This window comes from Streptococcus sp. ELY_86, assembly GCF_058314495.1.
The window spans coordinates 474,566-495,469 of record NZ_JBZFUK010000002.1 but is presented as its reverse complement, the minus strand read 5'-3'; the positions used below and the strand labels follow the sequence as shown (position 1 = coordinate 495,469).

General features: G+C 43.9%; 21 protein-coding genes. 18 read left to right on the top strand and 3 right to left on the bottom strand.

The window, feature by feature from the left end; all coding sequences use genetic code 11:
- Nucleotides 1-172: 172 nt before the first annotated feature.
- The 9 genes from rsmD (at nucleotide 173) to AC4HAN_RS05285 (ending at nucleotide 9,555) form a co-directional block, all read left to right on the top strand.
- On the top strand, nucleotides 173-712 hold the full coding sequence (rsmD, locus tag AC4HAN_RS05325; RefSeq protein WP_491091555.1) for a 16S rRNA (guanine(966)-N(2))-methyltransferase RsmD: 540 nt from the start codon (nucleotides 173-175) through the stop codon (nucleotides 710-712).
- Nucleotides 702-1,202, top strand: a complete 501-nt coding sequence (gene coaD / locus AC4HAN_RS05320; RefSeq protein WP_491091554.1) for a pantetheine-phosphate adenylyltransferase — start codon at nucleotides 702-704, stop codon at nucleotides 1,200-1,202. Before rsmD ends, coaD begins: the two co-directional genes overlap by 11 nt.
- The gene (locus AC4HAN_RS05315) at nucleotides 1,180-2,223 is read left to right on the top strand and encodes a SepM family pheromone-processing serine protease (protein WP_491091553.1); all 1,044 of its coding nucleotides are present in this window, start codon (nucleotides 1,180-1,182) and stop codon (nucleotides 2,221-2,223) included. Before coaD ends, AC4HAN_RS05315 begins: the two co-directional genes overlap by 23 nt.
- Before the next feature lie 180 nt (nucleotides 2,224-2,403).
- Nucleotides 2,404-3,735: a bifunctional metallophosphatase/5'-nucleotidase gene (locus AC4HAN_RS05310; protein WP_491091552.1), complete on the top strand. Its 1,332-nt coding sequence runs from the start codon at nucleotides 2,404-2,406 to the stop codon at nucleotides 3,733-3,735.
- Nucleotides 3,732-4,271 carry a YutD family protein gene (locus tag AC4HAN_RS05305; protein ID WP_491091551.1) on the top strand — a complete coding sequence of 180 codons (540 nt, stop codon included), beginning with the start codon at nucleotides 3,732-3,734 and terminating at the stop codon, nucleotides 4,269-4,271. The genes AC4HAN_RS05310 and AC4HAN_RS05305 overlap by 4 nt, the downstream gene beginning before the upstream one ends.
- Nucleotides 4,272-4,381: 110 nt before the next feature.
- Nucleotides 4,382-5,467: a dual-specificity RNA methyltransferase RlmN gene (gene rlmN / locus AC4HAN_RS05300; protein ID WP_491091550.1), complete on the top strand. Its 1,086-nt coding sequence runs from the start codon at nucleotides 4,382-4,384 to the stop codon at nucleotides 5,465-5,467.
- Nucleotides 5,467-5,967, top strand: a complete 501-nt coding sequence (locus AC4HAN_RS05295; RefSeq protein WP_491091549.1) for a VanZ family protein — start codon at nucleotides 5,467-5,469, stop codon at nucleotides 5,965-5,967. The genes rlmN and AC4HAN_RS05295 overlap by 1 nt, the downstream gene beginning before the upstream one ends.
- 110 nt (nucleotides 5,968-6,077) lie before the next feature.
- On the top strand, nucleotides 6,078-7,823 hold the full coding sequence (locus tag AC4HAN_RS05290; protein WP_491091548.1) for an ABC transporter ATP-binding protein: 1,746 nt from the start codon (nucleotides 6,078-6,080) through the stop codon (nucleotides 7,821-7,823).
- Nucleotides 7,813-9,555 (top strand): ABC transporter ATP-binding protein, encoded by a 1,743-nt coding sequence (locus tag AC4HAN_RS05285; protein WP_491091547.1) that lies wholly within the window; start codon nucleotides 7,813-7,815, stop codon nucleotides 9,553-9,555. Before AC4HAN_RS05290 ends, AC4HAN_RS05285 begins: the two co-directional genes overlap by 11 nt.
- 61 nt (nucleotides 9,556-9,616) lie before the next feature.
- Here the strand turns inward: AC4HAN_RS05285 and AC4HAN_RS05280 are convergent, their stop codons facing one another.
- A complete protein-coding gene (locus tag AC4HAN_RS05280) occupies nucleotides 9,617-9,895 on the bottom strand; it encodes a putative quinol monooxygenase (protein WP_491091546.1) in 279 nt (92 codons plus the stop codon).
- Between the two features lie 149 nt (nucleotides 9,896-10,044).
- Nucleotides 10,045-10,782 (bottom strand): DUF975 family protein, encoded by a 738-nt coding sequence (locus tag AC4HAN_RS05275; protein ID WP_491091545.1) that lies wholly within the window; start codon nucleotides 10,780-10,782, stop codon nucleotides 10,045-10,047.
- Nucleotides 10,783-11,488: 706 nt separating this feature from the next.
- On the opposite strand from AC4HAN_RS05275, the gene AC4HAN_RS05270 reads away from it, so the two are divergent.
- The 9 genes from AC4HAN_RS05270 to AC4HAN_RS05230 all read left to right on the top strand — a co-directional run bounded on the left by AC4HAN_RS05270 (nucleotide 11,489) and on the right by AC4HAN_RS05230 (nucleotide 20,062).
- Nucleotides 11,489-11,797 carry a chorismate mutase gene (locus AC4HAN_RS05270; RefSeq protein WP_491091544.1) on the top strand — a complete coding sequence of 103 codons (309 nt, stop codon included), beginning with the start codon at nucleotides 11,489-11,491 and terminating at the stop codon, nucleotides 11,795-11,797.
- On the top strand, nucleotides 11,791-13,152 hold the full coding sequence (trpE, locus tag AC4HAN_RS05265; protein ID WP_491091586.1) for an anthranilate synthase component I: 1,362 nt from the start codon (nucleotides 11,791-11,793) through the stop codon (nucleotides 13,150-13,152). Before AC4HAN_RS05270 ends, trpE begins: the two co-directional genes overlap by 7 nt.
- Nucleotides 13,149-13,718, top strand: coding sequence for an aminodeoxychorismate/anthranilate synthase component II (locus AC4HAN_RS05260; protein ID WP_491091543.1), 570 nt, complete (start codon nucleotides 13,149-13,151; stop codon nucleotides 13,716-13,718). The genes trpE and AC4HAN_RS05260 overlap by 4 nt, the downstream gene beginning before the upstream one ends.
- A 12-nt stretch (nucleotides 13,719-13,730) precedes the next feature.
- On the top strand, nucleotides 13,731-14,738 hold the full coding sequence (gene trpD, locus AC4HAN_RS05255; protein ID WP_491091542.1) for an anthranilate phosphoribosyltransferase: 1,008 nt from the start codon (nucleotides 13,731-13,733) through the stop codon (nucleotides 14,736-14,738).
- Nucleotides 14,731-15,498, top strand: coding sequence for an indole-3-glycerol phosphate synthase TrpC (trpC, locus tag AC4HAN_RS05250; RefSeq protein ID WP_491091541.1), 768 nt, complete (start codon nucleotides 14,731-14,733; stop codon nucleotides 15,496-15,498). The genes trpD and trpC overlap by 8 nt, the downstream gene beginning before the upstream one ends.
- The gene (locus AC4HAN_RS05245) at nucleotides 15,485-16,066 is read left to right on the top strand and encodes a phosphoribosylanthranilate isomerase (RefSeq protein ID WP_491091540.1); all 582 of its coding nucleotides are present in this window, start codon (nucleotides 15,485-15,487) and stop codon (nucleotides 16,064-16,066) included. The genes trpC and AC4HAN_RS05245 overlap by 14 nt, the downstream gene beginning before the upstream one ends.
- Nucleotides 16,063-17,265 (top strand): tryptophan synthase subunit beta, encoded by a 1,203-nt coding sequence (gene trpB, locus AC4HAN_RS05240; protein WP_491091539.1) that lies wholly within the window; start codon nucleotides 16,063-16,065, stop codon nucleotides 17,263-17,265. The genes AC4HAN_RS05245 and trpB overlap by 4 nt, the downstream gene beginning before the upstream one ends.
- A 4-nt stretch (nucleotides 17,266-17,269) precedes the next feature.
- Nucleotides 17,270-18,052 (top strand): tryptophan synthase subunit alpha, encoded by a 783-nt coding sequence (gene trpA, locus AC4HAN_RS05235; RefSeq protein ID WP_491091538.1) that lies wholly within the window; start codon nucleotides 17,270-17,272, stop codon nucleotides 18,050-18,052.
- A gap of 186 nt (nucleotides 18,053-18,238) precedes the next feature.
- Nucleotides 18,239-20,062: an FAD-dependent oxidoreductase gene (locus AC4HAN_RS05230; protein WP_491091537.1), complete on the top strand. Its 1,824-nt coding sequence runs from the start codon at nucleotides 18,239-18,241 to the stop codon at nucleotides 20,060-20,062.
- 103 nt (nucleotides 20,063-20,165) lie between these two features.
- Here AC4HAN_RS05230 and AC4HAN_RS05225 read toward each other — a convergent pair whose 3' ends face one another.
- Nucleotides 20,166-20,828: a prepilin peptidase gene (locus AC4HAN_RS05225; protein ID WP_491091536.1), complete on the bottom strand. Its 663-nt coding sequence runs from the start codon at nucleotides 20,826-20,828 to the stop codon at nucleotides 20,166-20,168.
- Nucleotides 20,829-20,904 lie beyond the last annotated feature (76 nt).

The window sequence follows — 20,904 nt, the reverse complement described above, 5'->3', positions numbered from 1 at the left end:
TGGAACCTCTCTTTATATGATGTAACGTAATCATTATAACATATTTCGTAATCGTTATGTAAATATTCAAAATAATTTCTTTTTTAATTTGTTGATGAAAGAATGTTAGAAATACAAAGAGAACTAGTCTCTATTTGAGAAAATTATATTAAATTTTGCTATAATACTTTCTATGAGAATTGTTTCTGGCAGTTATGGCGGGCGGCCATTAAAGACTTTGGAAGGAAAGACAACACGTCCGACCTCAGATAAGGTGAGGGGAGCTGTTTTTAATATGATTGGCCCCTACTTTAGCGGCGGCCGTGTTTTGGATCTTTTTGCCGGCAGCGGCGGTCTTGCGATTGAAGCTGTTTCACGGGGGATGGACAGTGCTGTCTTGGTGGAGAGAAACCGCAAGGCTCAGGCTATTGTTCAGGCCAATATAAAAATGACCAAGGAAGAGAGCCGGTTTCAGCTTTTGAAAATGGAAGCTGCGCGTGCTTTGGAGCGCCTGAGTGGGGAATTCGATCTGGTTTTCTTGGATCCTCCCTACGCCCAGGAAGAAATTGTCAAGACTGTTGAAGAGCTTTGCCGGCGTAAGCTCCTGTCAGACGACGTCATAGTGGTCTGTGAAACGGACAAGGCTGTTCATTTGCCTGAGGAAATTGCAGAGCTGGGCATTTGGAAACAAAAAATTTATGGGATATCAAAGGTGACGGTTTATGTCAGATAAAATTGGACTTTTTGCGGGATCGTTTGATCCTGTGACAAATGGGCATGTGGATATTATTGAACGTGCCGGAAAACTTTTTGACAAGCTTTATGTCGGTATTTTTTACAATAAAGATAAGACAGGGCTGTTTGATATAGACAGCCGTCAGAAAATGCTGGAAGAGGCTGTGGCTGGTTTGGGAAATGTCAGTGTGATAAGGGCGCGTGATTCTCTGGCTGTTGATGTGGCCAGAGATCTGCAAGCAACTCATCTGGTTCGGGGTCTGCGCGGCTCTGAGGATTTGGAACACGAAGCCCGTTTAGACTTTTTTAATCGGGAATTGGCACCGGAATTAGAGACGGTTTACCTGCTGACCAAATTAGACATGAAGTATATTAACTCAACACATGTGCGTGAGCTGATTTATTTTAAGTCAGATATTAAAAAATATGTGCCGGTAAGTGTTGCTAAAGAAGTGGAGAAAATGTTTGAAAACAATCAAAAAATATAAATGGTGGCTAATTAGCTGTTTAGGTGTTCTTTTACTTTTAGGCTGTTTTTTTATCCCTCTGCCCTACTACATGGAGATGCCGGGCGGGGCTTATGATATCCGTACGGTTTTGACGGTTAATGATCAAGAAGACAAAGAAAAAGGTTCCTACAATTTTGTAGCCGTCGGGGTGAGCAGGGCAACGGTCTTTCAAGTTGTTTATGCCTGGCTGACACCCTTTACTGAAATTACCAGTGCTCAGGAAACGACCGGCGGTGTCAGTGATGCAGACTACATGCGTATTAACCAGTTTTACATGGAAACCTCGCAAAATGGTGCTATTTATGAAGCCCTCAATTTAGCTGATAAAAAAGCCAGCCTTGATTACATGGGGGTCTATGTCCTGAATGTCAGTAAAAATTCGACCTTTAAGGGCATTTTAAACATTGCGGACACGGTCACCGGTGTTAACGGCCGTACTTTCTCTAGCTCCAAAGAACTGATCAAATACGTCTCCGGTCAAAAATTAGGCAGCAAGGTCAGTGTCCAGTACACCTCTGAAAACAAGAAGAAAACGGCTAAAGGCAAGATTGTCAAATTATCAAACGGCAAAAACGGTATCGGTATCGGCTTGGTTGACCATACCAAAGTGTCTTCTGATGATAAGATTGAATTCAGTACCGACGGCGTAGGCGGGCCAAGTGCCGGCTTGATGTTTACTTTGGATATTTACGATCAGCTGGTGGATGAGGATCTTCGCAAGGGCCGTATTATCGCAGGAACAGGGACTATTGAGGAAGACGGCAAGGTCGGAGATATTGGTGGAGCCGGTCTGAAAGTTGCAGCGGCAGATAAAATTGATGCCGATATTTTCTTTGTACCCGACAATCCTCTGGATAAGGCTGTCTTAAAAGAAAATCCTAAGGCTCTTACCAACTATCAGGAAGCTAAACAGGCTGCCAAAAAATTGGACACCAAAATGAAAATTGTTCCCGTTAAAAGCGTGGAAGATGCTATCGACTATCTGAGAAAACATGATTAAAGGCGGGATAAGGTGTACCTTCTGAATTTTTAACCTAAGTGCAAAGAGTCCAGATTAGATTGATTTAAGGTCTGCTTTATGTGTGAGCAGACCTTTTAGTGTACCCCTGTAAGGCAGGGGCGGACTCGTCCGGCATGGCTTATCTTTTTATATCTGCTGTGAAAGTGTTAAAATAGAAACATGAAAGAAAGTATTCGAATTCTGCATATCAATGATTTACATTCGCATTTCGAGGCTTATCCCAAGATCAAGCGTTTTTTTGATGAGCAGTCACAGACAGATAAGGAAGTGCTGAGATGCGACCTCGGCGACAATGTTGACAAGAGCCATCCTTTGACAGATGCGACAGGCGGAAAAGCTAATGTAGCCTTGATGAATGATTTAAAAATAGACCTTGCCACGATCGGCAATAATGAAGGCATCGGCTTAGCTAAGTCTGAGATGAATCATCTCTATGACAAGGCTGATTTTCGAGTCATCTTGGGCAATCTTACTGACAGGCACGGGCGTCCAAGCTGGGCTCATCCTTATGTGATTTATGAAACCAAGGCGAAAACGAAAATCGCTTTTTTGGCTTACACTTTCCCTTATTACAAAACCTATCAGCCAAACGGCTGGCAGGTTCATGATGCTGTGTCCTGTCTCAAGCGGGATTTAAAAGTGCCGGAGGTGCAGGCAGCAGACTTTCGGATTTTACTGAGCCATCTGGGCATTCGTTTGGATGAGCAAATAGCGCGTGAAATACCTGAAATTGATTTGATTATCGGTGCTCATACCCATCATGTGTTTGAAGAAGGAGAGACTGTTGAGGGGACCTATCTGGCAGCAGCAGGGCGCTACGGGGATCATGTCGGTCAGATAGACCTTGATTTTGACCATCATGGTTTAACGGATATCCACATTGAAGCTTTGCCGCTCAGCGATCTGGAGGCTCAAAAAAGCGATGCGGATTTTGCCCATACCCTCTTTCAAGAAGGAGAAGGCCGACTGGCAGAACAGCTGGTTTGCAAGCTTTCGCGAAAACCGACTCAAAAAGAATGCACAGAAATAGTCATGGAAGCTATGATTAGCTCAGCAGCTGCAGATGTGGCCATCATTAATACCGGCTTAGTTGTTGAACCTTTTGAGCAGACAGTGACCAAAGCCGGCCTTCATCTCTCCCTTCCGCATCAGATGCGTCTAGTGACCTTTGAAATAAGCAGGGCAGAACTTTTAGAAATCTGTCGGGATATTTTTTCCCAGGCTGACCTGCTGGCTAATCAGCAGATTCGCGGTATGGGCTTTCGCGGCTGTCAGTTTGGTGAGGTTATGACGAATGGATTTACTTACAAAAATGGAAAAATAGTGTATAATAATAAGGTTACCAGTAAAAAAGATAAATTGCGCCTAGTTTTAGTGGATCAGTATTATTTTGCCCCTTACTTTAGCAGCATTACTTCACGTAAGGGCCGGCTGCTGTTTCCTGATTTGCTGAGACAGACAGTAGAAAAATATCTGAGAGGAGACTTATGAGAAAAGACATCTCCCCGGACATGTATAATTACAACAAATTTCCCGGGCCTCAGTTTATAACTTTTGACAATCATGTTAAGAGTGATGAGATAGACTTATTGATTTTAGAAAATGTCAAGAATGCTTTTAATGCGACCGTTTTCAGCCAGCGTTTTTCAGAAATCCTGCTGAAATATGATTATATTGTCGGCGATTGGGGCAATGAACAGCTGCGGCTCAAAGGCTTCTACAAGGAAGAGTCCAAAGCTAAAAACAGACAACCTTACATCGGCCGTCTGGACGATTATCTCAAGGAATACTGCAATTTTGGCTGTGCCTATTTTGTTTTGGAAAATCCAAACCCTAGGGAAATCAAAGCTGAAGAAGATAATACTCAAAGGCGCAGGCGCCGCGATAATCGCCGGAAAAAACGCTTTAACAAAAATACTAGGACGAATCCCGACAGGCTTCGCCAAGAAAAAACACAAGAGCGTGATGCCTTGCGGGAAATTCATGAGGCAAAGAAAAATTTTGTCATCAGAAAAAAGGAAAAGTAGAAAGGACAAAGAACCGGACAGGTACTTGGCTGCCGCAAAAACTTTTAATAGTAAGACAGTCAGCAATTTTTAACAACTGACTGAATGTTGTCAGGTTCTTGATAATAATTATGAAACCATCTATTTACGGGCTGACTCGTGATGAATTGATTGACTGGGCAGTAGAACACGGCGAGAAGAAATTCCGAGCTGCGCAAATTTGGGATTGGCTCTACCGCAAGCGTGTTCAGTCTTTTGAAGAAATGACGAATATTTCCAAAGATTTTGTAGCTGTTTTAAAGGAAAATTTTTGCCTGAATCCGCTTAAACAGCGCATTGTTCAGGAATCTGCCGACGGAACAGTCAAATATCTTTTTGAACTGCCTGACGGTATGCTGATTGAAACGGTACTTATGCGCCAGCATTACGGGCTTTCGGTCTGTGTTACGACACAGGTTGGCTGCAATATCGGCTGTACCTTCTGCGCCAGCGGCTTGATCAAAAAACAGCGGGATCTCAATAACGGAGAAATCACTGCTCAAATTATGCTGGTTCAGAAATATTTTGACGAACGCGGTCAGGGCGAGCGTGTCAGCCACGTTGTGGTCATGGGAATCGGCGAACCTTTTGACAATTACGATAATGTTATTAAATTCTTACGAACCATCAACGATGACAAGGGCCTTGCAATCGGTGCCCGCCATATCACGGTATCAACATCAGGTTTGGCTCATAAAATCAGAGAATTTGCCAATGAAGGCGTTCAGGTTAATCTGGCAGTGTCGCTCCATGCACCCAACAATGAGCTGCGCTCCAGCATCATGCGGATCAACCGTTCTTTCCCATTAGAAAAACTGTTTGCGGCTATTGAATACTATATTGAAACGACCAACCGCCGCGTGACTTTTGAGTATATCATGCTTAACGGCGTCAATGATACTCCTGAAAACGCACAAGAGCTGGCCGATTTAACCAAGAAAATCCGCAAGCTGTCTTATATCAATCTCATTCCTTACAACCCCGTGACCGAGCACGATCAATACAGCCGCAGTCCTAAGGAGAGCGTAGATGCCTTTTATGACGTGCTTAAGAAAAACGGCGTTAACTGTGTTGTCCGGCAGGAGCATGGAACGGATATTGATGCAGCCTGCGGTCAGCTGCGTTCCAATACAATGAAGCGCGACCGCCAAAAAGCTATCGCTGAGGCTGCTCAGTAGTGTCACGATTTTGGGAGAAAAACGGCGAGCTGACACCTTGGGGCAAAAGTGCAGTCAGATGTTTGCTCTGCCTCTATGTACTGGCTGTCTGTGCTATGTGCTTTCTGCCGCAGCCTTTTAGTCAGGTTAAAACACCGGGGGTTCAGCACTTCGGGCGTCTTGTTGTTCTTTTGACTCCCTTTAATTCGCTCGTCAGTCTGGGAAAGATAAAGAGCTTATGGCAGCTCTTTTGGGGCATAGGGCAAAACATCAGCAATATTTTGTTGCTGTATCCCCTTATTTTATGTTTACTTTTGCTGAACAAAAATGTCCGCAGTTTAAAAAGGACTGCGATGCTCAGTTTTAGTGTCAGCCTCTTTATTGAAATAAGTCAGCTTCTTTTGGATTGGTTTTTCAATGTCAACCGCGTTTTTGAAATTGACGACTTATGGACAAATACCCTGGGCAGTGTTCTTGCTTTTTACACTTATCAAGGGTTGCAAAGAAAATTGCAACAGTAAATCACAATCAGATTGCTTGACTTAGAGTCGGCTCCAAGGTTTATAATAGTAATGTGATTTTCCCTCATTCTGGGGGATTTTTCTTATGATGATTAAAAGAAAGGGCAAAGATGTCTGTTATTAAAAATTTATGGTGGTTTTTTAAACTGGAAAAGCGCCGCTATTTGATTGGGATACTGGCCCTCAGCTTGGTCAGTGTTCTCAATCTGATTCCGCCTAAGGTCATGGGGCATGTGATTGACCATATTACCCGTAAAAGTCTGACAAGAGAAACGCTTTTGTGGGATCTTTTTTACCTGCTGCTGTCCGCCTTTGCCATGTATGGGCTGCGCTATGTCTGGCGCATTTATATTTTAGGAACTTCTTATCGTTTGGGACAGATCATGCGTTCCCGTCTTTTTGAACATTTTACGAAAATGTCTCCTTCTTTTTATCAAAAATACCGGACAGGTGATTTGATGGCGCATGCGACCAATGATATTAACTCTCTGACGCGTCTGGCAGGGGGCGGTGTTATGTCGGCTGTTGATGCTTCGATTACAGCTCTGGTAACCTTGATGACCATGTTTTTCAGCATTTCCTGGCAGATGACGCTGATTGCGGTAATTCCTCTGCCTTTGATGGCTTTTGCGACCAGCCGTCTGGGACGCAGGACGCATGAGAGCTTCAAACATTCTCAGGCAGCCTTCTCAGAGCTTAATAATAAGGTTCAAGAAAGTGTCTCAGGCATCAAGGTAACCAAGTCATTCGGCTATCAGGCAGATGAATTAGCTGCTTTTCAGGAAACAAACGAGATGACCTTTGCTAAAAACATGACGACCATGAAATATGATAGCATGCTTGATCCTTTGGTACTCTTGTTTGTAGGGGCTTCTTATACGCTAACGCTTTTGGTCGGTGCCTTTTTTGTGAAAAATAATCAGGTAACGGTCGGCAGTCTGGTGACTTTTGTGACTTATTTGGATATGTTGGTCTGGCCTTTGATGGCGATAGGTTTTCTCTTTAATATTGTGCAGCGCGGAGCTGTTTCTTATGAGCGGATCATGAGCCTTTTATCGCAGACATCTGATATTAAAGATCCTGAAAATCCTCTGCCTGAGATTCAAAATGGCCGCTTGGAATATGCCATTGAGCACTTCACCTATGATAATGAAGAGACGCTCAGCAACATCCATTTCACCTTGGAAAAAGGACAGACTTTGGGAATTGTCGGGCAGACAGGTTCAGGCAAAACCAGCCTTCTTAAGCTCCTTTTGCGTGAATATGATGTTAACCAAGGCGCTATCTATCTCAACGGTCACGATATTCGAAACTACCGTTTGGCAGATTTGCGCAGTCTTATCGGTTATGTACCGCAGGATCAGGTTCTCTTTGCCATGTCCATTTTAGAGAATATCCGCTTTGGCAATCCTCAGCTGAGTATGGCATCGGTTGAAGAAGCTACCAAGCTGTCTCAGGTTTACGATGATATTGCAGCTATGCCCCAGGGCTTTGACACCCTTATCGGTGAAAAAGGGGTCTCCTTATCAGGCGGTCAAAAGCAGCGTATTGCTATGAGCCGGGCCATGATTTTAAATCCGGATATCCTTATTTTGGATGATTCCTTGTCAGCGGTTGATGCTAAGACTGAGCATGCGATTATTGATAACCTCAAAGAGACCCGCCGGGATAAAACAACTCTCATAACAGCCCACCGGCTGAGTGCAGTCGTGCATGCTGATCTTATCTTGGTGATGCAGGACGGCCACATTATTGAACGCGGACGCCATGATGACCTCATCCAGTCAGGCGGCTGGTATGCAAGAACCTATGAGGCTCAGCAATTGGAAATGAAAGGAGACAGTGATGAAGAATAACGAACACCAAGGCCGTGTTTTTCTGCGCTTGATGTCTTATTTGAAACCTTATAAGTGGCTGACCTTTTTCGCGCTGTTCTTTCTTCTTTCAACAACAGTGGTTAAAAGTATCGTTCCTTTGGTTGCCTCTTATTTTATTGATCATTTTCTGACTGACTTTAATCAGGCGGCCGCTTTCTTGCTGCTGGGCTATTATCTTCTTTATGTCTTGCAGACTATTTTACAGTATTTGGGAAATCTGCTCTTTGCCCGTGTTTCTTTCAGTGTTGTGCGCGATATTCGTAAAGATGCTTTTGCCAATATGGAAAGATTGGGGATGTCTTATTTTGACAAGACACCGGCAGGGTCCATTGTCTCACGGCTGACCAATGATACAGAAAGCATCAGTGAAATGTTTTCAGGGATTCTGTCCAGTTTTATTTCTGCCATCTTTATTTTCAGCGTAACCCTCTATACCATGCTGATGCTCAATTACCGTCTGACTTTTCTCGTCATACTCTTTCTTCCCTTTATTTTTATTTTGGTCAATCTCTATCGCAAAAAATCGGTCAGCGTCATTGCTAAGACCCGCAGCCTTTTGAGCGATATCAATACCAATCTGTCTGAAAGTATTGAAGGTATCAGTATTATTCAGGCTTTCGGTCAGGAAGAGCGCTTAAAAGCGGAATTTGAAGACATCAATGAAGAGCATTTTAATTATGCCAATCGTTCAATGGCGCTGGACAGTCTGTTTCTGCGCCCGGCTATGTCGCTCTTAAAACTGCTGGCCTATGCTCTGCTGATGGCTTACTTCGGCTTTAACTGGCAGACGATTGGTATTTCAGCCGGGATAATGTATGCCTTCATTCAGTATATTAACCGTCTGTTTGATCCCTTAATCGAAGTCACACAAAATTTTTCGACTTTACAAACCTCTATGATTTCGGCAGGCCGTGTTTTTGATCTGATTGATGAACAAGGCTATGAGCCCAGTCAGGAAGAAAGTGAGGCTGAAATAACTGCCGGAAATATTGAATTTAAAGATGTTTCTTTTTCTTACGACGGGGAAAATCAAATTTTAGACCGCATTTCATTTAAGGTCGGTCAAGGCCAGACGATTGCCTTTGTCGGCTCAACCGGTTCAGGAAAATCATCAATCATCAATGTGTTCATGCGTTTTTACGAATTTCAAAAGGGCCAAGTCACAATTGACGGAACTAATATCAGAAAATACAGTCAAGAGGAACTGCGAAAAAATGTCGGATTGGTGCTGCAGGAACCATTCCTTTATCACGGGACTGTAAAATCCAATATCAAGATGTATCAGGATTTGAGCGATGAAGACGTTAAAGCCGCGGCCCAGTTTGTTGATGCCGATCAGTTTATCCAAAAACTGCCCCAGAAATATGATGAGCCTGTCAGTGAGCGCGGTTCCAGCTTTTCAACCGGACAGCGCCAGCTTCTGGCTTTTGCCAGAACGGTTGCCAGTGCTCCGAAAATTTTGATTCTTGATGAGGCGACTGCTAATATTGACTCAGAAACGGAGCAGATTGTTCAAAATTCCTTAGCCAAAATGCGCCAAGGGCGTACCACGATTGCCATTGCCCATCGGCTGTCAACCATCCAGGATGCCAACTGTATTTATGTTCTTGATAAGGGCAGAATTATCGAATTCGGAACTCATGATGAGCTGCTGGCCAAAGAAGGCACCTACTATAAAATGTACCAGCTGCAGGCAGGTATGATGGACTGACCGTCAGAAATTAAAAAGAGAAGGACAAGTGATTTTGTTCTTCTCTTTTTACATCTTTTTACTAATCTGCCACCTTAATCACAGGGTCGGCTGTGCTGTAATCTTTTAAATGGTCCATTAACTGAAGAAAGTGCGGATTGGTGTTGTGCTGGTCAATGGCAGCTTGGTTTTCCCATTCTTCAACCATGACAAATTGATTGGGCAAATCCAAAGCTTCATAAAGCTGGTAACCGTGATTCCCGGCTTCTGCGCGCGAGGAGTTAATCAAAGGAGTGATATCGGCTAAAAATGCTTCTCTTTTGTCAGCTTTAATAAAAAATACGGCATTGATGATTTTCATTGGTAAACTCCTTTCTTAAGGGACTGTTGCTGTCGCTTACATTATACCATTTTTAAAGACTGCAGGCTTTTTAAAAAGGTTATCTTTGCAAACAAAAACAAGGAAGCCGCCGGACTTCCTTGTGGTGAATATATACTGTTTTTGAAAGGCTAAGCCGATACAGCAGCAGTTTGGCTTGTATTATTGGCGAGCGGTGCTGAAGCGGAAGTTTCTTTTAAATTTTGGTAATAAGCAGCAGCTGTTGTCTCTATATAAGGAATTAACCACAGATAACCAATACCGAGTGTTAAATTGGCTAAGATGGCCCAGCCAATGAAACTTAACTGAAGGACAAAGTATTCCCATTTGTGCCCGTTCATCAACTGCCGACTTTCAGTGATAGCCTGAGTGAGAGTCAATGCTTCGCCTTTTTCTAGTTTATCTTTGATAATGTAATTGGTCATTGCATAGCTGCAGCTTTTAATGATTCCCGGAATAATAAAGAGAAATGACCATAAATAGATAAAAGCCACCATGACCAGATCGGTCCAGAAAAATTTTCCAAAGCGCTCTTCTCTTAAAAGATAAGTACTGGCTTGGGTATAGGTTGGTTTTTTTCCTCTGAAAAAGTCCAGAAATCCCAAAGTAATGCCAACCTCCACAGTCAGTGTACAGACAAAGAAGGCAAGGCCGATAAGTATCAACAAGGGTGCTGCTGCCCAGATGGCAGCTTCTTCACTGATAGCTACCGCTAGTGATCCGGCAAGCACGGCAACTATCAGTGCACAACCCCAGACAATGGCTGAGACAGTGAGAGTTGGCAGGGCGTATAGGCCGACAGCATAGCCCCAATTGCCTTGAAGACGCTGTTTCGCCTCCGTTTTTAATTCAGCTCTGGTTTTGGACATAATAAAAATCTCCTTAGCAGTTTAAGATAAAGTAGTTTTACTATAGCATATTTTGAAGGGAAAGACAATTTCACCTATCAAAGTATTGGTGCTTGAAAACTTTTCACATAGAAAAATTCTGATTTTTTGGAAATTTGGCAAAAAAAGCTTATAATAGGGCTTGCATTTGTTTTTTAGAAAGTGTATAATCATAAACAAATCAGAAAAGTACCTCTCAGAGGTTTTCAGAGAGCTTGTGGCGGTTGTGAACAAGCAGCTGATGGGAGTGAAATTGGGCTGATTGTTTAGAATTGGAAATAAGCAATAGTTTTCAGGTGAGCACTCCTTATTGTGCGGCTCCTTGTTAGAGGAGATAGAGATGGCAGAAAGATTGTGGATTTTCTGTCAACTGAGGTGGCACCGCGTTATTGGTATAATGCCCTCACACAGATGTTTTTTCTGTGTGAGGTTTTTTATTACAATTCTAATAGGTGGAGATAAAACATAGTCTTCAGGTTGGCACTCCTTACCGTGCAGCTCCTTGTTGGAGGAGATAGAGATGACGGGGAAAGACTGTCTGTCCCGTTAATTGAGGTGGCACCGTGTTAGCTAGATTTAACGCCCTCACACAGATTTTTCTGTGTGGGGGCTTTTTCGTGTCTGGGAAATACTGGTGTTTGTCTTCTTTTTATGATTTATTCAAAAATGTAAAAAACAGGTGATAGTTATGGCAAGTATTCAGAAACTCAGAAATCAAATTGATCAGCTAGATCATCAATTATTAGTTTTATTGGCAGAGCGCCAGCAGATGGTTGAAAAGATTGGGCGGTTAAAGCCTGTCAGAAACACAGCGGCTGTCGCTGCCCCTAAACGAGTAAAACAAGTTCTTCAAAGCAGACAGCAGGAGGCAGAAACCTTAGGCCTATCAGCAGATGTTGTGCTTGCTGTCTGGCAAGTTATGATTGAATCTTTTACAGCTTTAGAACTTAAAGTCAATAGCAATCAGGAAGTGAACAAAAAAGGAGACTTATCGTGAAAAAGATATTAAATGCTGATATTTTGACTCCAATCCTTGCTTACATGCGCGTGCAGGGTGAGCACAAGGTGATTTTGGAGTCCATCCCCAGAGAAAAAGAGAATGCCCGTTTTTCAATCGTCGCTTACAATCCTGTTTTTGAAGTTAAGTTTGAAAACGGCAGCCTGACAGAAAACGGCCAAGTTGTTGAAGGCGATCCTTTAGATTACTTCAGTCAGCTGACAGTCAAAGCGCAAAAATCTCAGGACCTGCCTTTTAACGGCGGAGCCATTGGTTTTGTTGGTTACGATATGATCAGCCTGTATGAGAATATCGGTCAGATTCCCAAGGACAGTATAGGCACGCCGGATATGCACTTTTTTGTTTATGAATCTTATTTGATTTTCGATCATAAAAAAGAAAAAGTGGCTGTTGTTGAGGAGAATATCTACAGCCACAGAAGCCAAGCCGCTCAGAAAGCTGCTCTTGAGAGGATTCTGACAGATTTGAAAACACAGTCTGACGATGAATTTTCAGAACGTGATCTGCATCCGCTGACCTTTAAGAATCATTTGAAAGAAAGTGAGTTTAAGGAGATGGTGACAAAGGCCAAGCAGCTTATCCGCCAGGGAGATATGTTTCAGTGCGTGCTCAGTCAGTCCTTTACAGCTGACCTTAAGGGCAAGCCCTTTGATTTTTATCGAAATCTGCGCGTGACCAATCCTTCCAATTACCTCTATTTCTATGATTTTGGCGATTATCAGATTATCGGTGCCAGTCCTGAGAGTTTAGTCTCTGTCAAAAACAGGGTAGTGACGACCAATCCTATCGCTGGGACACGCCCGCGGGGAGCAGACGAACAAGAAGATGGAAGGCTGGCAGAGGATTTACAGTCAGATGCCAAAGAGACTGCCGAACATCGGATGCTGGTGGATCTTGGCCGCAATGATATTGGGAAGATTGCTGAGGTTGGCACTGTGGAAGTGACCAAGTATATGGACGTTGAATTGTTTCGTTATGTCATGCATTTAACCAGTGTGGTTAAGGGAAGACTGCTGCCGGAATTAAGCGCCATGGATGCCCTCAAATCAACACTTCCGGCAGGGACAGTTTCGGGGGCTCCAAAAATCCGTGCGATGAACCGTATTTACGAATTGGAAAAGGAAAAACGCGGTATTTACGCCGGTGCGATCGGCTATCTGTCAGCAAGCGGTGATATGGATTTTGCCATTGCCATCCGGACAATGATTGTTAAAAATCATAAGGCCTATGTTCAGGCCGGTGCCGGAATTGTGTATGACAGCATCCCTGAAAATGAGTACTATGAGACTATTAACAAAGCCAAAGCTATGACGAGAATAGGAGAAGTTCTATGATTTTACTGGTTGATAATTATGATTCTTTTACTTATAACTTAGCTCAGTACTTAGGACAGTTTGCCCATGTCAAAGTCCTGAGAAATGATGCTGCAGAGCTTTATCAAATGGCTGATGAAGCGCATGCCCTAGTCCTGTCTCCGGGTCCCGGCTGGCCGGCCGCTGCCGGTAAAATGGAAAATGTAATTAAAGATTTTGCGGGAAAGAAACCGATTTTAGGCATTTGTTTAGGGCATCAGGCTATTGCTGAAAGTTTTGGCGGCCGATTGGGCTTGGCTCATCAAGTTATGCACGGCAAACAAAGTCAGATGGTTCTTGCAGCTCCTTGTCCGATTTTTGATGGATTGCCAAATCAGCTTGATATTATGCGCTATCATTCTATTGTGGTTGAGGAGCTGCCAAAGGATTTTGAGGTTGTTGCCAAAACCACAGATGATGCAGAAATTATGGCTATCCAGCACAAGACGCTGCCGGTCTACGGCCTGCAGTACCATCCGGAATCTATCGGAACTCCTCAAGGTTTGAAAATGATTGAGAATTTTGTCAAGATAGCAGGAACCATTTAGAAGGGATATACAATGAAAGAAATCTTTGAAAAATTAGCTGTTCAAGCAGATTTATCAGAAAATCAGATGACAGCCGTCGCTGAAAAAATTTTAAGAGGTCAGCTGTCGGAGGCTCAGATTGCAGCATTTTTGATGGCTTTAAAAATCAAAGGGGAAACCCCCGAGGAAATTTTAGGCTTGGTCAAGGCGATCAAGGAAAACGCTGTTTTTATTCCCAGCCAGACAGGAAATGTCATGGATAACTGCGGCACGGGCGGTGACAGATCTTTTAGTTTTAATATTTCAACTACCTGCAGTTTTATTCTTGCCGGCGGCGGTATCCGCCTTGCTAAACACGGCAACCGCTCTATTTCTTCAAAATCAGGCTCTGCTGATGTGCTGGAGGCCTTAGGAATCAGTGTTGATCTGCCGCCTGAAAAACTGGCTCAGGTTTTAGATGAGACAGGGATTGCCTTTCTCTTCGCACAGAAGATGCATCCGGCTATGCGCTATATTTCTCCTGCCAGACAGGCCTTAGGTATTCCGACCATTATGAATCTCATCGGTCCTTTGACCCATCCGATGAATCTGGACACGCAGCTCATGGGGCTCTATCAGGCTGATTTACAGCATGATCTTGCTCAGGTCTTAAAACTTCTCGGCCGCAGACGGGCCGTCATTATCACGGGGCCTGACAATATGGATGAGGCTGCGCTTTACGGGGTTAATCATTATACCTTGCTGGACAAAGGAAACATTTCGCAGGGCAGTTTTAGTTTTAAGGATTTGGGTTTGCCCGAGGTCAGTCTGGATGATATCAGGGGCGGTGATGCTCAGGAAAATGCTCAGATTCTTATCAGCGTTTTAAAAAATGAACCCAGTCCCTACCTTGAAACAGCTGTTCTTAATGCCGGTCTTGGCTTTTTTGCCAATGGCAAAGCAGATTCTCTGGCAGAAGGGGTTGATTTGGCACGGGAGGTTATCGCATCAGGGAAAGCTTATGCTAAGCTGCAGGCATTACAGGAGGCGCAAGTTGACTAAAGAATTTCTACCAACCATTTTAAAACAAAAAAAGGAAGAAGTGGCAGCATTGACGATGCCTGAGCTAAAGCCTCTTCGCAAAACTTATCGGCTGTTTGATTTTTTAAAGGAACACGCTCATCAGCTGCAGATTATTGCTGAAGTCAAAAAGGCCAGCCCCAGCATGGGAGATATCAATCTCGATGTGGATATTGTCAAGCAGGCAGCAGCCTATGAGAGAGCCGGTGCTGCAATGATTTCCGTTCTGACAGATCAGGTCTTTTTCAAAGGTAATATTGACTATTTAAGAGATATTTCGCAAAAAGTGCAGATTCCAACTCTGGCAAAAGATTTCATTATTGATGAGAAACAGATTGTGCGCAGCCGCAATGCCGGTGCGACGGTGGTTCTGCTCATTGCTGCAGCTCTGTCTGAGCAGCGTCTCAAAGAACTGTATGACTTTGCGACCGGCTTAGGTTTAGAAGTGCTGGTCGAAACACATAATTTGCCTGAATTAGAAAGAGCTCACAAAATCGGTGCTCAAATTATCGGTGTTAACAATCGCAATTTGGTCACCTTTGAAGTTGATATCAATACCAGTCTGGAACTATCAGCTTATTTTCGCGATGACCGGGTCTACGTGTCAGAGTCTGGTATTTTCAGTCGCCAAGACAGCGAGCTGCTTGCGCCGTATTTCAATGCTGTTCTTGTCGGTACGGCTTTGATGCAGGCAGATAGTATTGCAGATAAGATAAAGGAGCTGGCTATTGACAAAAGTTAAAATTTGCGGTTTATCCAGCCGGGACACTGTGCTTGCAGCAGTCAGCGGCGGAGCGGATTATATTGGTTTTGTTTTTGCTCCCAGCAAGCGTCAGGTCAGTTTTGAGACAGCTAACAAATTAGCGGGAGATATTCCAGAGACAGTCAAAAAAGTCGGCGTTTTTGTCAGCCCGAGTTTAAAGGAACTGGAAGAAGCTGTCCGGACAGTTCCGCTGGATTTGGTGCAGGTGCACGGAGACTTTGATGAAGAACTGATAAATCAGATTTCAGTTCCAATGATCCGCGCAGTCCAAGTGACCAATGAAGAAGCTCTTGTATCAAGCAAGGCTCGGTATCTGCTCTTTGATGCTCCCTTGGCAGGGAGCGGTCAAACCTTTAACTGGCAGCTGCTCCAAAATAAATGTATTAAGCAGCCTTTCTTTATTGCAGGCGGTTTAAGTGCAGACAATGTCAAGGAGTGTATCCGCTGCTTTTCTCCCTATGCTGTTGATGTATCTTCGGGTGTTGAAACAGACGGTCAAAAAGACAGCCGAAAGATTATAAAATTTATAGAAAGTGTGAAAAAATGACTTATAATCAGCCAAATGAAAAAGGATTTTATGGAAATTTTGGAGGCCAGTTCATTCCTGAAACCCTGATGACAGCGGTTATTGAATTGGACGAAGCTTACCGTGAAGCCAAAGCTAATCCTGATTTTCAAAAAGAACTATCGGCCCTTCTTAAAGATTACGTGGGACGTGAGACCCCCTTATATTTTGCCAAACGTTTAACAGACCATATCGGAGGCGCCAAAATTTATCTGAAACGCGAAGATCTCAATCATACCGGCGCCCATAAAATTAACAATGCTCTCGGTCAGGTGCTGCTGGCTAAACGCATGGGCAAGAAGAAAATTATTGCCGAAACAGGTGCAGGACAGCACGGTGTTGCCACTGCAACGGCAGCTGCGCTCTTTGATATGGAATGCACTATCTACATGGGAGAAGAAGATGTCAAACGCCAGGCACTCAATGTTTTTCGCATGGAACTGCTTGGTGCCAAGGTTCATTCGGTGACAGACGGCTCGCGTGTCCTTAAAGATGCGGTCAATGCTGCGCTTCGTTCGTGGGTAGCTAATATTGATGATACACATTATATTATGGGATCGGCTTTAGGACCGGCACCTTTTCCGGAAATTGTTCGGGATTTTCAGTCAGTTATTGGCAAAGAGGCTAAACGCCAGTATGCCGATATTTCAGGCGGCAAGCTGCCGGACGCTGTCTTAGCCTGTATTGGCGGAGGGTCAAATGCTATCGGGCTCTTCTATCCTTTCGTCAATGATAAGAGTGTAGCTATGTATGGGGCAGAAGCCTCCGGACTTGGACTTGATACCGATAAGCATGCGGCTACCTTTGCCAAGGGGCGTCCCGGAATTCTTCACGGTGCTCTGATGGATGTCCTTCAAGATGAACACGGTCAGATTATGGAAGCCTTCTCTATTTCGGCCGGTCTTGACTATCCGGGTGTAGGACCTGAGCATTCCTATTTCAATGAAATTGGCAGGGCAACCTATGATTCTATTACTGATGAAGAAGCTTTGGAAGCTTTTAAACTGCTGTCTCGTTTGGAAGGAATCATTCCCGCTCTTGAATCCAGCCATGCTATTGCATTAGCGCAAAAAGTTGCCAAAGAACTGGGGCCGAATAAAGCGATTATTGTCTGTCTGTCAGGACGCGGAGACAAAGATGTTATGCAGGTCAAAGAACGTTTTGAGCAGGAAGGAAAATAAAATCATGGCAAAAACATTAACAGCACATTTACAGGAAATTAAAGCAAACGGCCGGGGACTTTTTGTTCCCTACATCATGGCAGGGGATTATCCCCAAGGTCTTGGCGGTCTTTTTGAGACCATTTCTTTTCTGGAAGAACAAGGAGTATCAGCTATTGAAATAGGTATCCCTTGGTCTGATCCCGTAGCTGATGGTCCTGTCATTGAGCTGGCCGGTCAGCGCAGCTTAGCTAAGGGAACATCGCTGTCAGCGATTGTCAGTCTGCTTCAAGAAAAAAAGACTGAGGTCCCGCTTGTTATCATGACTTACTTCAACCCTGTTTTCCAATACGGTGTTGAGCGCTTTATTGAAGAGCTAAAAAAGACTTCGGTTAAAGGCTTGATTGTCCCTGATTTACCGCATGAACAGGAAGATTTTATCAAACCCTATCTTAAAAACACAGACATTGCTCTAGTGCCCCTCGTTAGCCTGACAACCGGTTTGGATCGTCAAAAAGAGCTGATTGAGGATGCTCAAGGATTTATCTATGCTGTTGCCGTCAACGGTGTGACCGGTAAGGCAGGCAGCTACCGTGAAGATTTGGATCAGCATTTAAAACGGCTGAGCAGTCTTTCTCCGATCCCTGTCTTAACAGGTTTTGGTGTTTCCAGTCCTGCTGATATTGAACGTTTTAATAAGGTTTCAGACGGCGTTATTGTAGGTTCCAAAATTGTTAAGGCTCTGCATGACGGGCAAAAGCAGGAAATAGCAGATTTTATCAAATTCGGCAGTCATTATCAAAAATAAGAATAAAAAGCGGAAAGAGTATTTATTATTGATGCGGTCAAAATGATGTCTCATTTCCGCTTTTTTGTGTCCTTTGATTTTTAATAAAATAAGAAATTTGTTAGTTTTTTCTCAGCTAAAAAAGATCAGAAGTCGTATAATAAAGATGAAAGCGTTTTATCTTTATTTAGAAAGGAAGTCAAAAACATGGTAGAAAAAACAGTAAAAGGCGCAGCTCTGGGCTTTCACGGACCATTAAAGGTTACTGTCGGTCTGGAAGACGGTAAAATTAAGACTTTAGACAGTGAACACAGCAGCAAAGCTTTGGTTGGAGATCTGGGAATTGCCCAAATGAAAGCAGCCATGCTTGCACAGGGAACCGCCGATGTTGATGCTGTATCAGGTGCAACTTTTTCAAGCCTTGCTTTTAAGAATGCCGTTCAAAAAGCTTTGGCTGCTGACGCAGGAAAAATCAGTCAGGAAGAAGCTCTCAATCCTGAATCAGACAATCCCTATGCCGTTCAGCCTGACGTTGATGCTGTGACAAGTCCGTCTCTGGCCGTTATTCAGGAAGTGAAAAACACCTCATCGGCTCAGCCTGTCACTCCTTTGGATCAGGTTTCAGAATACGATGCCAGCTATGATTTGGTGATTGTCGGTTCCGGCGGTGCCGGTCTGTCGGCAGCAGTTGAGGCAGCACGCGGCGGCTTGTCTGTTCTGATTTGTGAGAAGGCCGGTATTGCCGGCGGCACAACGAATTATTCCGGCGGTGTGGTTCAGGCAGCAGGAACGCCTTATCAAAAAGCGCTCACGTCTTATCAGGAAGATACTCCTGAAAAACATGCCGAATTGTGGATTAAAGCGGGCGAAAATGTCATAGATGCTGATTTGGTAAGGGACTTAGCCCAAGGTGCGCCAAAAAATATCGAATGGCTCAGCCAGATGGGAATCAAGTGGACTTCTGTCTATGGGCACAGTCATATTCCTTATATTAAGGATGATATTTTTGCGGACCGTATCCACGTCTATGAAAACGGCGGTCAGGGCGGAGACGGTGTCGTTCTGACTCAGGCACTCTTCAAAGAAGCTCTTAAAGCCGGTGCCGAGATAGAATATAATACAACAGTAGTCTCTTTAATTCAGGATCAAGAAAGTAAGGCTGTCCATGGTGTTGCTGCTCTTGTTGGCGGAAAGAAAAAGCTGATCGCTGCAAAGAAGGGAGTTCTTTTGGCAACAGCCAGTGTTGATCATAACCCAGCTTTGGCTAAGGCTTACAATCCTCAGCAGTTCAACGATTTGGCCTTTAACACGGTTTTGACTGCTAAAACAAATACCGGCGACGGTATTTTAATGGGACTTTCTGCCGGTGCAGCAGTAACCGGTATGGGCGGCTGCATTGATTTTTGCGGTAAGACAGGCAATGCTACCAACAACCAAATTCCAACAATTCCTTTGATTTTTATCAATGGAGCAGGCAAGCGTTTTGTCTGTGAGGATGCGACCTATGCCTATCAATACCGGGCTATTTTCCAACAGGAAAAGCAGTTTATGGCTCCTACTTATATGATTTTTGATGACAATTCAATCAAGGAAGCAGGCAGTGCCTGGACAGCAGAAAGCTTAGCAGAGGATGTTGCTGCCGGACATGTGATCAAGGCTGATTCAGCAGAAGAATTGGCAGATCTGCTCCGCGTTCCTAAGGACAGCCTTGCTGAAACAATTCAGGAATGGAATAAAGCAATGGAAACAGGTACTGATCAGGCATTTGGACGCCGTACGGGTTTGAAAGCTCTAAAGGCTCCATTCTATGCTTATAAGAACTCTGCCAGCAATCTTGGTTCTATCGGCGGTCTTAAAATTAATGTTGACTGTCAGGTTTTAGACCCGTTTGACAAAGCTATTCCGCATCTGTACGCAGCTGGTCTGAATGCGGGCGGCTGGATTGCCGGATATTATCCGGGATCAGGTACAGCTATTTCCGGTATTGTGCACCAAGGACGTAAGGCTGCACAGCACCTATTGCACAGTTAGCTCAAATAGTAACATTGACAGAAAAAAAGCAGCGAAATCAGGCGCCATGGCTCTCAAGCACAGGCAGCCTGTGCTTCGCTGTTTTTTATTGCTGTACAAAGTATCAAACTGAGATTATTTGATGCAGCAAAATAACGCTGTAGGCCAGAAAAATAAAGGGCACAAAAGGCAGACTCTCTGCTTGCTTTTTACAGAAAAAATAAGAAGCGATCCCTGCCAGGCTGGCAAACTGAATCAGCCAAATCATCTCCTGAAAACTGAGCGATAAGGACAGGGTTGCCAGATAAAGAAAATCACCGCTGCCCATACTGATGTTTTTTAGAGCAGCAACAATCCCGAACAAAAAGAGGATGATGCTGATAAGCTTTAAAGGATAAAAAAAGAGCAGCAAACCAGTAAATACCAGCCATACAATAAGAGGATAGGTCTGCTCTTTCAGATCGTAAAGGGACAGAAGAATCCCCATCAAAAGCAGGCACACTTGTGAAAATGCCAGCAGACTGAGTCCCAAACCTAGACCGATGAGACCGCAGAAAAATTCCGTGAAGGCGTACCTTAAAGGGATGGCACAGCCGCAAAAGCGGCAGCGGCTTTTATTGAAAATTTGTGACAAGACAGGAATCAAATCCCGCACGGCTAAGTATCTGTGACAGTTATTGCAGTGGCTGCGGGGACAAATAATTGACTCTTGCGGGAAGCGGTCAAAAACTAAGCCCAAAAAAGATCCCAATGAAGCACCGGAGATAAAGAATAAAAAAAGTTTCATATCTGATTATTCGTCAAAAAGGAAGCAAAATAGTTGCCTTTTAATTAGAATCGTTCTAAAATAGAGATGTAAATGA